General features: G+C 29.4%; 13 protein-coding genes, 2 tRNA genes and 1 pseudogene. 10 read left to right on the plus strand and 6 right to left on the minus strand.

What is annotated here, in order from left to right; all coding sequences use genetic code 11:
• Positions 1–58 precede the first annotated feature (58 nt).
• A complete protein-coding gene (locus tag HN587_07840) occupies positions 59–397 on the plus strand; it encodes a hypothetical protein (protein ID MBT7903749.1) in 339 nt (112 codons plus the stop codon).
• Between the two features lie 30 nt (positions 398–427).
• Here the strand turns inward: HN587_07840 and HN587_07845 are convergent, their stop codons facing one another.
• Positions 428–2,125: a glutamate--tRNA ligase gene (locus tag HN587_07845; GenBank protein MBT7903750.1), complete on the minus strand. Its 1,698-nt coding sequence runs from the start codon at positions 2,123–2,125 to the stop codon at positions 428–430.
• Positions 2,126–2,424: 299 nt separating this feature from the next.
• Here HN587_07845 and HN587_07850 point away from each other — a divergent pair, with 299 nt between their 5' ends.
• Complete coding sequence (locus HN587_07850; protein ID MBT7903751.1) at positions 2,425–2,640, plus strand: histone family protein; 216 nt, start codon at positions 2,425–2,427, stop codon at positions 2,638–2,640.
• 63 nt (positions 2,641–2,703) lie between these two features.
• On the opposite strand, the gene HN587_07855 is transcribed toward HN587_07850, so the two are convergent.
• Both HN587_07855 and HN587_07860 read right to left on the minus strand, forming a co-directional pair.
• Positions 2,704–3,138, minus strand: a complete 435-nt coding sequence (locus HN587_07855) for an NUDIX hydrolase (protein ID MBT7903752.1) — start codon at positions 3,136–3,138, stop codon at positions 2,704–2,706.
• A gap of 44 nt (positions 3,139–3,182) precedes the next feature.
• Positions 3,183–3,923, minus strand: a complete 741-nt coding sequence (locus HN587_07860) for a TrmB family transcriptional regulator (GenBank protein MBT7903753.1) — start codon at positions 3,921–3,923, stop codon at positions 3,183–3,185.
• Positions 3,924–3,988: 65 nt separating this feature from the next.
• On the opposite strand from HN587_07860, the gene HN587_07865 reads away from it, so the two are divergent.
• The 5 genes from HN587_07865 (at position 3,989) to HN587_07885 (ending at position 7,084) form a co-directional block, all read left to right on the plus strand.
• Positions 3,989–4,525 (plus strand): hypothetical protein, encoded by a 537-nt coding sequence (locus tag HN587_07865; GenBank protein MBT7903754.1) that lies wholly within the window; start codon positions 3,989–3,991, stop codon positions 4,523–4,525.
• Between the two features lie 67 nt (positions 4,526–4,592).
• Positions 4,593–5,393 carry a prolyl oligopeptidase family serine peptidase gene (locus HN587_07870; protein MBT7903755.1) on the plus strand — a complete coding sequence of 267 codons (801 nt, stop codon included), beginning with the start codon at positions 4,593–4,595 and terminating at the stop codon, positions 5,391–5,393.
• Positions 5,394–5,514: 121 nt separating this feature from the next.
• Positions 5,515–6,090, plus strand: coding sequence for an HAD-IB family phosphatase (locus HN587_07875; protein ID MBT7903756.1), 576 nt, complete (start codon positions 5,515–5,517; stop codon positions 6,088–6,090).
• A gap of 5 nt (positions 6,091–6,095) precedes the next feature.
• Positions 6,096–6,659: an RdgB/HAM1 family non-canonical purine NTP pyrophosphatase gene (gene rdgB / locus HN587_07880; protein ID MBT7903757.1), complete on the plus strand. Its 564-nt coding sequence runs from the start codon at positions 6,096–6,098 to the stop codon at positions 6,657–6,659.
• Positions 6,660–6,884: 225 nt separating this feature from the next.
• A tRNA-Met gene (locus HN587_07885) sits at positions 6,885–7,084 on the plus strand.
• Between the two features lie 45 nt (positions 7,085–7,129).
• On the opposite strand, the pseudogene HN587_07890 reads toward HN587_07885, so the two are convergent.
• A pseudogene (locus HN587_07890) lies at positions 7,130–7,705 on the minus strand (hypothetical protein).
• A gap of 121 nt (positions 7,706–7,826) precedes the next feature.
• Here HN587_07890 and HN587_07895 point away from each other — a divergent pair.
• Positions 7,827–8,002 (plus strand) — tRNA-Ser (locus tag HN587_07895).
• Positions 8,003–8,030: 28 nt separating this feature from the next.
• Here the strand turns inward: HN587_07895 and HN587_07900 are convergent.
• Positions 8,031–9,962, minus strand: coding sequence for a polysaccharide deacetylase family protein (locus tag HN587_07900; protein MBT7903758.1), 1,932 nt, complete (start codon positions 9,960–9,962; stop codon positions 8,031–8,033).
• Positions 9,963–10,239: 277 nt separating this feature from the next.
• Here HN587_07900 and HN587_07905 point away from each other — a divergent pair, with 277 nt between their 5' ends.
• Together HN587_07905 and HN587_07910 are read left to right on the plus strand one after the other, a co-directional pair.
• On the plus strand, positions 10,240–11,025 hold the full coding sequence (locus HN587_07905; GenBank protein ID MBT7903759.1) for a hypothetical protein: 786 nt from the start codon (positions 10,240–10,242) through the stop codon (positions 11,023–11,025).
• Positions 11,026–11,127: 102 nt separating this feature from the next.
• Complete coding sequence (locus HN587_07910; GenBank protein MBT7903760.1) at positions 11,128–12,306, plus strand: MFS transporter; 1,179 nt, start codon at positions 11,128–11,130, stop codon at positions 12,304–12,306.
• Positions 12,307–12,687: 381 nt separating this feature from the next.
• On the opposite strand, the gene HN587_07915 is transcribed toward HN587_07910, so the two are convergent.
• Positions 12,688–12,996 carry a 30S ribosomal protein S10 gene (locus HN587_07915; protein MBT7903761.1) on the minus strand — a complete coding sequence of 103 codons (309 nt, stop codon included), beginning with the start codon at positions 12,994–12,996 and terminating at the stop codon, positions 12,688–12,690.
• Between the last annotated feature and the right edge of the window lie 118 nt (positions 12,997–13,114).

Consider the following 13,114-nt stretch of genomic DNA (forward strand, 5'->3'; position numbering starts at 1 on the left):
ATGCATTAATAAAAACATAATCACAAAAACAATCCCTGATAAAGAAAGATCGAATCAAATGATCAACATAGCAAACACCTGTTTAAGCTTTTGGGACAAAAAAATCGAAGATAAATATACTGCCCTTAAAGTCGAAGCATATTATGACATAATTAAAGAATTAATTTTCGCACACATTTACAAAAATGGGTTTAACTGCATAAATCATCTATGTTTAATTGCCTACTTAAAAGAAAAAATTCCAAATTTTGATTTTGAAATTCAAAAAATTGATGAACTAAGAAGGATTAGAAATGAAATAAATTACAGGGAAACAACAATACCTAATGAATTTTTAAATAGAAACGAACTAGAATATAAAAATATAATTAAAAAATTAAAAAAAGAACTAATATAAACACAATTAATTTTAAAATAAATCAAAACCTCACTTATGTGTGAACCAAAACTTAAAGACTTTCTTTCCGTCTACTTCGTCAATCGAATCTAACCTACAAAACCCAAATCTTTCGAATTGAACTACATCTCCAATCTTAACATCTAAAACTGCAGGTTCTGCAAGTCCAGTTAATTTGGTCGCATCATTCATGAAAATTTCCACATCAATATTATTATCATCAGCACCTAAAAAATGAAAAATTCCATTTCCATTATTTTTTTTGTAGCTTTCAAAATCTTCAGAATCAAAAACATATTCGTTTTCTTTTTTTCTAAAATTAATGCAGTCCATCAATCTATAAATCCCTTCTGAATTCATTTTAGCTAAATCTTTTGTAGGAATAATAAAATTATTTGTGATTTTTAATTTTCGCTTTCCAAGTTCTGGTTTTTCGGGATGAGACTCAAGTTCTAAAATTTTTTCAGGAGTGTCTTTAACACAAACTTTGTTAAAATCAGATATGAAAAAATATCTTTTAGCAGTTTTATCAAGAATTCTTCGATTATGAAGTATTAAATCATCCCAAGTAAGAGTACTTTCACTTTTAGTCATTCCAGTTGAAACTACAAAGTTTTTAATCGCTTCAGGTAAAAATCCTCGTCTACGTAACGCAACAATTGTTGTAAGTCTTGGATCATCCCAACCAGTTAGATTTCCTGAATCTACTTGTTCTCGAATAACTCTTCCAGAACTTAACACTCCCTCCATATTAAATCGTGCAAATTCATAAGTTGTAGTATTAGGTAAACCCAACAAATTTTGAATGTAAGTTTGTAATTCAGATCTCATTTCAAATTCTTTACTGCGAACTCTGTGAGTTACTCCAAATTTTCCATCCATTATTGCATTTTGAAAATCATAATTTGGCCAAACAGTATATTTGTTTGCATGCCTTGCATGTTCTATTCTAAGTACTCTAAATATTGTAGGATCTTTCATAGTACTATTTTTATGATTAAGATCAATTTTTAATCTAAGTATTGCTTTTCCTTCTTCGTATTGAGGGAGTTCTTTCCACAATTTCATATTTTCTTCAACACTTCGAGCTCTGCATTCACAAGCAACTCCAGTCATTCTAGATTCTTTGATGGCATCGCCATTACAAAAACACATATATGCATCATTACTTTTAATTACTTTTTCTGCAAGTTCATAAAAAAGATCCATATGATCTGATGCGTAGAATAATTCATCCCATTTTACTCCCAACCATGCAAGGTTATCAAGTAAAACTTCATAAAAAACTGATTTTACAAGTTTTGGATTAGTATCTTCAAATCTTAACACAAATTTTCCTTTGTATTGTTGAGCGATAAGATAATTTAACAAACATGCTTTTGCATGACCAATATGCGGATATTTTTCAGGTCCAGGAGGAAACGCAGTTTTAACACAGTCTCCTTCATTTATTCCCAATACCGCAAACATATTTCTCTCTTCTTTTGGTTTTTCTTCGAGCATTTCAGGAGCGATTTTTTTAAGTGTTTCAACTCTTGTGTCTTCACTCATCAAATTTACTTCTTCAACAATTGATTTTATAATTGGCATTAGTTCTTTTGCTTGTGCTCTTAATTCAGGTTGTTCTCCTAAAACTTTGGATATTATTTTTCCTGCTTGTGCACTACCAAATTTAACTGCATTTTGCAATACAAATTTTTTAATTGTTGTTTTAGTTTCGTCATCCATAGTGGAATATACAAAAAAATACTTGTATTTAAACATTACCATTAAAACGCATTCGCTTTGTTACCCCATAAAATTAGTTTCAAACCATCTTCTTTGAACCAAAGCAATTTCTAAGACGATAAATTCTTCAAAGAAAGATTCTAAATACCCTTAAATTAAGGACGTGGGCTCAGAGACCTTATTTTTGCTTGTTTTAAGCTAAAACCGCCATAAAAATAGAAACATTTAAATAAGAAGCATAGTTTTTAACCAATATCAAAATTAATTTTATTAATCAATTATTGCGAGGAGATCATAAAATGGCACGAAAAGTAAACATAATCCCAAAAGCACCTGTTGCTCGTATTATCATGAATGCAGGAGCTAAAAGAGTTAGTGCAGATGCAGTTGATGCTTTTGCAGACGTTCTTCAAGAAATAGCTGAAAGTATTGGAACTCAAGCAGTTAGAATTTCCAAACACAGTGGAAGAAAAACTGTTCAAGAAGGAGACATCAAATTAGCATCCAAACAATAAACAGTTAACATAACTCATAAATTTTTTATTTTATTTTCTTAAAACCACAATCCAAAAATAAAATTAAGAATTATTTTTTCTATCAAATTTATTAATATACCCAACCAATTCTAAAGTATCTTTTAAGCCATGAATTGGATTTGGTAAAGCATATGCCTTTTCTGCAGTAAACCAACCAAAACTATCATGTTCGTTAGAGTTTATTCGAATTTCAATTTTTTTAGGTAATTTTATTCTAAACACAGGAAACTCAACTGTTTTTTCATCAAAATTCCAAGTCCAATCACCCAACAATTCAAGATCTTCTTGTTTTGCGAAGTAACCAGTTTCTTCTTTTATCTCACGAAGAATAGTTTCTTTATCCGTTTCTCCAGAATCTACTTTTCCTGCAACAAGTCCCCACTTACCTCCTTGAGATTTATGTTCAGGTCTATGTAGTAAAACAAACTCATCTTTGTATTGTAGAAAACATCCAACTGTTCGTATTTTGTATGCCATACAAACTTAGACGACTAGAAGTATAAATAATTTATGTATATATTTTACTTTTTCAAATCCCACAACGAATCAAAATAATTAGTTAGTATTAATCCAAGAACTTTATTTTCTATCCAAAGAGAAACATAATCTTTATTGGATTTTTTGTTCTTAGATTCAGATTCTTCTTTTAATCCAATAGTCATTACTTTTCCATCCCACACAGTAAATCTTGTTGATTCAGGAATATAATGTTTTGTTAAAACACCCATTTCTTGCCAAATTTTTACGGTTTTCTGATTTTGTTTAGTAATCGGACCTAAAAATCTTATAGTTGCTCCTCGAGATATTGCCTCTTTTGTTAAATCAAATAATTCACGATCAATTCTCCAAGTTTTTACAATTGCAATAACTGAATTATTAGTCTCACTTATAGATTCCTTAACTCGTTTAAAAAAAGAATTTCGCCCATAAACAATTTGAAAAACTCCTTCAGACATATGTTCTAAAGGCAGAGTTAAAAGATCAATTTTTTTCTTAACTTCTTTTAAATCATTTATTTTTGATTCTACATCAGTTTTTAGTATTTTTTTAGGATTATTAGCTTTATATACTAAAGGTTTTTGAGAAATAATTGAAACATATCCATTTTCATGTAACCATTTCATTACTTCATATATTTTGCTACTCGGAATATTTGATTTTTTACTTAATTCGAGAGCAGATAACGTTCCAAATCTACACAATTCCGAATATGCTCGTGCTTTGTATTCACTAAATCCTAACTGTTGCAAAACTGAAATCATTCACTACCCCGAGTAGTTAATCACCTATTTAAAACTTATCATTTATGAAAAACACAGGTGATAAAATGTTACTCGGCACAACCAAATTATTAGAACTTGTAAAAACAATTAACTTAGTAGAAAATCTCTGCGAAAGAGAACTTAAAACCCCCGAAGGAGCCGGATTTGATTTAAGACTTGGAAATGTTTATCAACTCACAGGTTCAGGTTTTATTGGAATAACACACAGAAAAACGCCAGAAAGAAGATTAGTAGTAGAATATGGAAAAGATTCCAAGATAATTATCGATCCAGGACAATATTTTATTGGACAAACAATTGAAAAAATTAACTTACCTTCAAACATTACTGCATTTTTCGGTCCTCGAATCACAACTTACATGAATGGTTTAATTGTAAGAATTGGTTTAACTGCAAAACCTGGAAGTTCCAGCAATATTAATTTTGCAATTAGCAACCAAGGTCCAGTTCCAGTAGAAATTGAACTCGGTTCTAGATTAATTCATGTTTCATTTTGCAAAGTTGACGGATTAGTTAATCAGTACAAAGGGCAATGGAAAGGTAACAGAACTGGAACTCCTGGAATGGAAAAACAAATATGATAAAAACACATACAATAACTCTTCTCAAACCTAAATATTTTTATAGTTCTTTCTCACCAAATAGGTTATGGTTTTAGAACGAATTAATTTTCAAAACAAAAAAGGACACATACTTCAAGGAATAACTCAGTATATTGAAAAAGAAACTCTATTGCCAGCAGTAATTCTACTTCATGATTTAAATTCTCATTCTCAACACGAATTAATCATAAATTTATCTAATTTTTTAGTTGCGCAAGGTTTATTAGTACTGCGTTTTGATTTTCACGGACATGGTAGTAGTGAAGGAACATTGCAAGAATTCAACATCACTCAACAAATGGACGATCTTAATTGCGCAATTGATTATTTGAAAACATTAGATATTATTGATTCAAACAAAATTGGAATTTATGGTCATGGAATGGGTGCGGATGCAGCAATAATTGCAATTGCAGATGATGAAAAAACAAATATTGCTTGCATGATTTTACATGCTCCAAGAGCAGATTTAAATGATCACATTAATTCACGGTTTTTAGACATTGAACTTGAAGAAATGAAACAAAAAGGATTTATTAAACATGGAATTCATGGACGAATCGATAGAACTTTTTTTGATAATTTAAAAAAACATGCTCCATTAGATGAAATTCAAAAAATTAAAATACCTTTACTATTTATTCACGGTACAAATGATTTTGCAATTCCAGTTGTTAATTCAAAAAGTTTATTTTTAAAAGCAATTGAACCTAAACGATTAGAACTCGTAGAAGGTGCAGATCACGAATTTAGAAATGTTGAACATCGAGAATATTTTTTTGAAGTTTGTTCCCAATGGTTCAATAAATGGCTCAAAGGATCAGCAATGTATTCATATAAGTATTAACACACACAAAAATGAACACAAAAAAGAGTGTTGCCATGGCAAACTAAAAATGAAACAACAAAAATACAAACTAATCGTTTTTGATATGGACTGAGTAATATTCAAAGATACTAATTTTTGGATGCGAGTTCATAAAACGTATGGAACGCTTGAAGAAGGAAAAAAACTTACTGACAAATATTTATTAACTGATTACAATAAATTAGTAGAAGCAGTTGTAGAAACATTATGGAAAAATCTACCTTCAGATAAATTTGAAGAATTAATTCAACAATCAGAATATAATCCAGGAGTTAAAGAAACATTTGAAGAACTAAAAAAATTAGGTTTTAAAATCGCAATAATAACTTGCGGCCCAAATCAATTAATTGAAAAGATTAAAAAAGATAATATTTATTTTGATTATGCTTTTTCTAATCATATTGAAATTAGCGACGGAATAATTAAAGGAAATTTCAAAGGAACAGTTGCCGAAGGAAGACACCACAAAGTAAAATTATTAACTCGAATTTGTGATGAATTAAATATAACTAAAAATGAAGTAATTGCAGTTGCAGATGGAAAAACAGATTTAGAAATGATAGAATTTGTTGGAATGGGAATTGCATTTAGATCCACTAATGAACATATCAAAAAAGCAGCAACACATATAATACAAGGAGATAATTTAAAATCAATTTTAGAATTTATTAGGTGAACATCATGAAAAAAGAGATCAAATCAAAAATATTATTTATCACTGGAAACATGAATAAACTTCGTGAAGCAAAAGAGATCCTTAAAGATTATGATATCCAAAATAAAAAAATAGACTTACCCGAATTACAAGGAACTCCAATTGAAATTGTTAAAGAAAAAACTCGCATTGCATTAAAACTTTTAAAAAAACCAGTAATTGTTGAAGATACAAATCTTAGATTCAATGCATTAAATGGAATGCCTGGACCCTACATCAAAGACTTTTTAAAAGCATTAGGTACAAAAGATTTGCCAAAACTACTCACCGGATTCAAAGATAAAAGTGCAGAAGCAGTTGCATTAATTGGTTATGGTGAAATTGGAAAACCAATAAAAGTATTTGAAGGAAAAACAAAAGGAAAAATCATAAAACCAAAAGGAGATTCAAACTTTGGATGGGATCCAATTTTTATGCCTGAGGGATTTAAAGAAACTTTTGCTCAAATGAGTGCAGAACAAAAAAATAAAATTTCACATAGAAAAAAAGCTTTCATAAAATTAAAAAATTATTTAAAAAACAAAAATTAAATCTCTAAAAATAAATAAGAAACAGTTAAACTCTCCAAATAATCAATAAATACTCTAATTTTAATAACAAGATACTAAATTAAACAGCTATATAAATACAATAAAAAATAACTTGCAGAATATGGTCAAAAGATAGTAAGCTTTATAAAAGAGTAATTTTTGCAAAGTATTGTCTTTATTAAGACTAAAACACAATAATTTCTGAGTTAATTATTATGTTTAAATGGCGGTGTAACTCAGCCTGGTTAGAGTGCTACATTAGCTTTTTATAAAAGTTAAGGCAATGCTCATAAAGTTGAGCGGTGAGGCTTAGGCCTGTGAACAACTCGATCTAACTGGAGTCACGTAGATGTCCCGAGTTCAAAATTTAAACTGTGTTTAAATCTCATAAAAACATAGTTTTAATGAAAGTCTCGGCACCGCCATTTTCTATATTTTTTTAATTTTTGAATATGCTTAGGATTAACAAAACCTATACAGTCCACAAATATATTCAAATTATTCATACCATTAAACTGAATCCTATAAAGATCATGCCACTGATTTTTGTACTTATGACTCACATACAACTTACCTTTCATTCCAATATTTAACAAAAAAGATAAAACTTGTTTAAGCAAACTTTGTGAAATACTTGAAAATTCTATTCGAGGATACATAATTCCATTATTATTTGCAAGAACTAAACATCCATCAGTTGCGAAATAACCTTGAATTATTTCTTTATACAAAAAAGAATCAAGCTTATTAGTAATCTTTAAATCAGGACCTTTTTTACCAACTGGAAAATCATAACTTTCAAAAATAGAAAATAATTTTTTACTAGAACAACTCAATTCTGCTTTATTTTGATCCAATCTTTTTTTAATTCTAATTGATTTACCTCTTAACTTACTTAAAATACAATTCATATTATTTAAGAATTGAAAATCTTCTTTCAAATTACCACAAAGTTCAACAAAATAATGATATTTTCCAACTCTACTTAAACAACCATCGCCTAGCATAGCACCATAAACTAAAGCAAACTCTTTTTTTGACACCATTTTTAAATAAATTTAATAACAATAGAATTAATATAGTTTACGGGCACAGAAGTCCAGTGACCAATGCAAATATTACATAAAGATTTATAAATAAGACATTTTTCTCAATATCACATTATTAGCCAGCGTGGCACAATCTGGTACTGCGCGAGACTGGAATTTTTTCAGACTTTGAAGTCTATCGATTCGTTGGTTACACTTTAATCAAAAACTACCAGCGATCTCGTTCGCTTCGGCGTATCCCGGTTCAAAAAGAATTAAGGTGTTTCCTTGTTCATGAAAGTCCGGGCGCTGGCGTTTTATTTCTTTAATCGCATAGAATCATTCACTCATCAAGATTTAAATCTAAATCTCTTGCTTTAACAATTATTCCCCCATTAGAAATTATAGTTAATACATTTGCTCTATGTTTATTCAAAAGCAATGGATTTTCTACAAGATAAACTCCTTCATCATATGCCATGTTCCACGGATGATCTAGAGTAATAATATATGGTTTTGTTTTTAACATCTTACGCATCTCAGAATGTTTTATATCAGACATATATTTCCAATCTGAATTCCATTGTTTATGTTTAATAGATGTTCCATTAACAACACCTTTAAATTGCCCAAATTGAGAAAAATACTCATATCCCGTAATTTCGAGTGCTTTGGCATGTTGTAATTCATCACCTAGCATCACATTATATGGCGCCCTAAAACCAACAACAGTAGTATTGAAATATTCATTCAAAAATTCTCTGGACAAATTCATCTCCCTTAATGCAGTTGATTCATCAACCAAATTAACATGAGTATGATATCGAGTATGCGAACCAACTTCAATTAAATTTTTATCAACTAACTTTCTAGATTTTTTATCAAGTTCAGGACTAAGTTCTGCATACGCAAGCAAATCTTTCTTAACATAATAATTAGTTATAGGAATCCCATATCGGCCAGGATATTCAAGAATTCGTTCATATCCAACAAGTCCAGAAACGTGAGGATAAGCATAATTAGTAAACAAAACAGACTCATTTAACGGAGTCATCCAACCAACAAACTCAGGTTTATTACACACCAGTTCAGAATCTAAAAGACCTTGCGAATAATTCCCCGATTTACAAGGAGATATTGCAATACCACTCGAATCAAAAACATATCGCCCAGATTCAATATCAAAAGTAAATGCAACATCAATTCCACGCACTTCAGTATTAAGTTCTGAAAGTTTATAATTAATTGCGCCTTTTTCACCAAGAAGAGTTCTTGCCAATTCTTTATGAAGATGATTTTTCCCAATATTTTTGGGCACAGCACCAATCAATGATTTTTCATAACATTTAGTGACATTATTTACAGACTCAATTGTCCAGTAATTTTGATTTTTAGGCAGAAAATAAAAATCAGTATCAATTCCATTTTCTTGGTAAGCTTGTTTTTCACAAAATAAAAATAACATTTTCCCAAGAGAGATAACTGTATCAGTCCCATAAATATAAAATTGTTTTGGAAATCCCAAATCAGCATCATCAAGCAATTTTTTTTGAGATAATAAAATAAAATCTGCCAAAAAATTCATAGTATTCTCAGCTTCACGTTCAGAAATCAACATAAATTTATCATTAGGCTGCAACACAATTTTTTTTGATTCATTGCCATTTTGAACAAGCTCATCCCCTTTCATCAAGATTTGTGTTTCAAAGAAATTATTATAAACATATAATATGTAATCTCCATATATTAAAGAACCATTTGATAATTGTTCCTCATCAACATAATCGCCTAAAATGTTTTTTCCAATAATTTTTATCTTTGGCCCCATTTCAAGCGCAGTTGTAGGATCAAAAAAACTAAATTCAGTAAAACTAATAATTCTATAAGTCAACATTTTTGTTGCATTAATATCCTGATTTATTTTGAACCCTATTTTATTTACTACCTGAAATTTCTCAACTTCATACCCTGTAGAATTTAACACCACAGTATAATTTCCCTTCCAAAGTCTCAACTCAAGAACATGTCTTTCTCCTTCAAACAACACTTCACCTTTAGAATCTAACACAGTAATTTCACTAATAATTGGAGTTTCTTTAGAATTAATAATTGTCAATGCATAATTAAATGGCCACACCAAATAGGTGATAACTGTCGCTAACAACAAAACTCCCAGAACTAACAAAATTATCATCGGATTAAATTTAGATTTAGATCTAACTTTACGTTTTTTTACATGAACTAGTTTCGCTTTTTTACGTTCTTTTGATCTCATTGTTTTAATTCCACAGCAACAAACAGAATAAATCATTCCCTGATTTAAATAAATTCTGATTATTTCTCAAACAAAAATAAAATTAAAATTACAAAATTAAATTTATTCTTTAGAAACAGTAACTATTCTCACAATATCACTAATTACTCTAATCCTACATTCGCATTCTTCATCCCCATTCTTAAGTAAAACACAAGTCGACACCAAACAACATAAACAATTATTACCTAATAAGTAATAAGAAAATAATATAAATGCACTAAACTTAATTTTTCAGATGATCTCAAACTTATCAACAATTCAAATCATCGGTTTAAGTGTTGCAGTATTTCTTTTATTGTGGGCTTTAATTGTATTTCATTCTAGAAGAAAAACACATAGTCTCACAGGAACTGCTAAGCATGAAGCAGCAGCAAAAAAAAGAGATATCCATGCAGAAGATACACTAGCGCATGAAACAATTAAACGTTTGAGAAACGGTTCAAATCCTTTTAGTACAGATCAAATAAGATTCATAGTAACTGAAGGAGAGACAGTTCTTGCACACCTAAAAGAAGAAGTTAGAGTATTATTAGCAATCACTCAAGATTTGTGTCCTTGGTCAAATAAAAATGCATATGTTGTTGCAGATAAAAAAACTAAAAGAATTACATACATCAAACAAGGTCGACGACAAGATGTAGAAGAATCAATTCAAGCATTACATGATAAAGCAAAAACAACTAATTCAAGTAAATTATACAAAAGATTAGAAACATACAAATCAAAGATGTTACAACTAGAACAAAGACTATTAACAAATCATTTACCTGGAAATTATAAATTTAGCGATTATACAAAAAACTCCAAACTTTGGAAATCAAATGAAGTTTTAGGAAAGATCTTATACGGTACGGGAGTTTTAGCAACAATTATTCATGAAGCACATTCAGGAGACCCTCACGGTCAAAAAAACGCATATAAGTTTATTACAGAGATGGAATTAGACTTAAAAGAACTTGCAGATGCAATTGATGCACACTCAAAACATTTCTTAAGTCATCTTAAAAAAGAGTTAAAATAGAATCCCATAAAAAATCAACCCATTTAAGAAACTATTATAAATGATTAAAAGTTATTTATAAATAATTAAAAGTATTTTCAGAATTAAAGGGGTGTAATTTAAGTGCATAAGACTAATCATACTCATTCACTTTTCTTTTTCTTAAAAAACAAAGAAATGTCAGAGCTCTATCTTACCCTCGCATTTCGTAATTTCACATTAGGTTTATTATCATTATTTATTCCAGTTTTTTTATACAAACTAGGTTATTCATTCATTGCAATCATAATGTATTTTATTTGGTTTTATTTATTTGCATTTGTGGGTATTGCTAAAGGAACTTATCTTTGTAGTAAAATCGGAGTTAAACATACTATTTTTCTCAGTCTTCCTCTAACCTTAACATATTTTATTTTATTATATGGGTTAGAACAGTATAAAATTCCTTTAATTTTAATTGGACTTGTTAATGGTATTGGCGCAGGATTTTTTTGGAGCGCATTTCACGTTTATTTTTCTCATAATGGCAAAGATGGACATCGAGGTAAAGAAGTTAGTACTATGAATACAGTTCTTGCTATTGCCAGTGCATTCGCCCCAGTTATTGGAGGTGCAATTGCAGGCGGAGTATCATTCAAAGCATTATTTATTTTTGCAAGTGTTTGTTTGATGTGTTGTGCAATTCCCTTATTTTTAACAAAAGAAAAAAAGATGACAATTCCTTTCAAAACAAAACAATTATTCAGCAAAAAACATTTCTTAGAAGACGTTCCTTATATTGGCGAAGGAATGCGATTTACCACATTAGGTATTTTTTGGCCATTCTATATTTACTTATCAGGACTCGGAGTTTTAGTTATGGGCCTAAGTTTAACTCTTGCTAATTTCTTCTATATTATTTTTACAATAATTATGGGAATGATTACTGATACTGAAAAAAAAATGAGTTTAATTAAAATGGGTGCAGTTCTTCATAGTGCAAGTATTTTTCTTAGAGGATTCGTAACTGATGTTTATTCAATAATGTTTTTGTATGCATACGGGGGAATTACAGGTCCAATGCTCGAAGTTCCATTCCTTTCTTTATTTTATGAGAATACATCTAAAACTCATGGAATTTTAGTTGTAGTAAGAGAGTTTTATTTAGTTATTGGTCGAGTGTTCATTTTATTAACTGGTGCGATATTATATTATACAACCAATAGTTTCTTTTGGACTTTCGTTCCAATTTTCATTCTTGGAGGTTTGAGTTGTTATTTAACTGCTGTTGCTCATAAATTCAAAAAACCTGAAAAATCTTAAAACCTATTTTTTTAAAAACTCATTCATCAGATCAATTTATTCAATTTAATTTCTACTCAACTAAAAAAAACTATCAACTAATTTCAACATAATAATTTATTTAGCAGCCAATATAGACCATTAAGAAGACAAAATTATCAAAGACAATTATGTGGGCCTGTTAAACCTGAACGTTTAATGTAGTCCAAGTAATGAAGAAATAGAGCATAAAAAAAACTAATTCACACAAATTTAACTAACCAAAATAAATAAACCCAAATTTAAACCTAATTCAATCTGAAATAACAATAAAATTCTATTAAAAAACATACCAAAATTTAATTTAACAATCAAATGAATATTTTATTAAAGAAATATAGAAGTAATAAATAATTTTAAATTTTAATCGAGCATTTCAATTTCAATTTTTAATCCATCAGGAATTGGAACTCTCATAACAAGTCTTAACGCACGTTCATCCAGACCAAGATCAATCAGTCTTTTATGAATTCTCATCTCATAACGTTCCCATGAAGCCTTTCCTTCACCACAAGGTGTTTTTCTTGTTGTAATCTTAAGTTTCTTTGTAGGAAGCGGTATCGGACCACGTATTTGAACTCCTGTTTTATCTGAAATATCTTTTATGCTTTTAGATACTTCATTGATTCGATCAATGTTACTTGATGTTAATTTTATACGTGCTTTTTGCATTTTGTACCTTTTTATGTTATTAGTTCTTCAGATTTTTGTGCTTCCTTTTATGCTTTTTGGTTTTAGGCATACAAATCGGTTAAAACTTGCACCCCTTCCAAAAAAAATATGAAAAAAA

The organism is Candidatus Woesearchaeota archaeon (assembly GCA_018675335.1).
In the GTDB taxonomy this organism is placed as follows: Archaea; Nanobdellota; Nanobdellia; order Woesearchaeales; family UBA11576; genus JABJCP01.

Excerpts from the sequence above, each read along its gene's own strand:
- HN587_07860 (MBT7903753.1), bottom strand. The coding sequence starts at position 3,923 with ATGATTTCAGTTTTGCAACAGTTAGGATTTAGTGAATACAAAGCACGA.
- HN587_07915 (MBT7903761.1), bottom strand. The coding sequence starts at position 12,996 with ATGCAAAAAGCACGTATAAAATTAACATCAAGTAACATTGATCGAATC.
- HN587_07875 (MBT7903756.1), top strand. The coding sequence starts at position 5,515 with ATGCGAGTTCATAAAACGTATGGAACGCTTGAAGAAGGAAAAAAACTT.
- HN587_07840 (MBT7903749.1), top strand. The coding sequence starts at position 59 with ATGATCAACATAGCAAACACCTGTTTAAGCTTTTGGGACAAAAAAATC.
- HN587_07845 (MBT7903750.1), bottom strand. The coding sequence starts at position 2,125 with ATGGATGACGAAACTAAAACAACAATTAAAAAATTTGTATTGCAAAAT.
- rdgB (MBT7903757.1), top strand. The coding sequence starts at position 6,096 with ATGAAAAAAGAGATCAAATCAAAAATATTATTTATCACTGGAAACATG.
- HN587_07865 (MBT7903754.1), top strand. The coding sequence starts at position 3,989 with ATGTTACTCGGCACAACCAAATTATTAGAACTTGTAAAAACAATTAAC.
- HN587_07900 (MBT7903758.1), bottom strand. The coding sequence starts at position 9,962 with ATGAGATCAAAAGAACGTAAAAAAGCGAAACTAGTTCATGTAAAAAAA.
- HN587_07905 (MBT7903759.1), top strand. The coding sequence starts at position 10,240 with ATGATCTCAAACTTATCAACAATTCAAATCATCGGTTTAAGTGTTGCA.
- HN587_07850 (MBT7903751.1), top strand. The coding sequence starts at position 2,425 with ATGGCACGAAAAGTAAACATAATCCCAAAAGCACCTGTTGCTCGTATT.
- HN587_07855 (MBT7903752.1), bottom strand. The coding sequence starts at position 3,138 with ATGGCATACAAAATACGAACAGTTGGATGTTTTCTACAATACAAAGAT.
- HN587_07870 (MBT7903755.1), top strand. The coding sequence starts at position 4,593 with ATGGTTTTAGAACGAATTAATTTTCAAAACAAAAAAGGACACATACTT.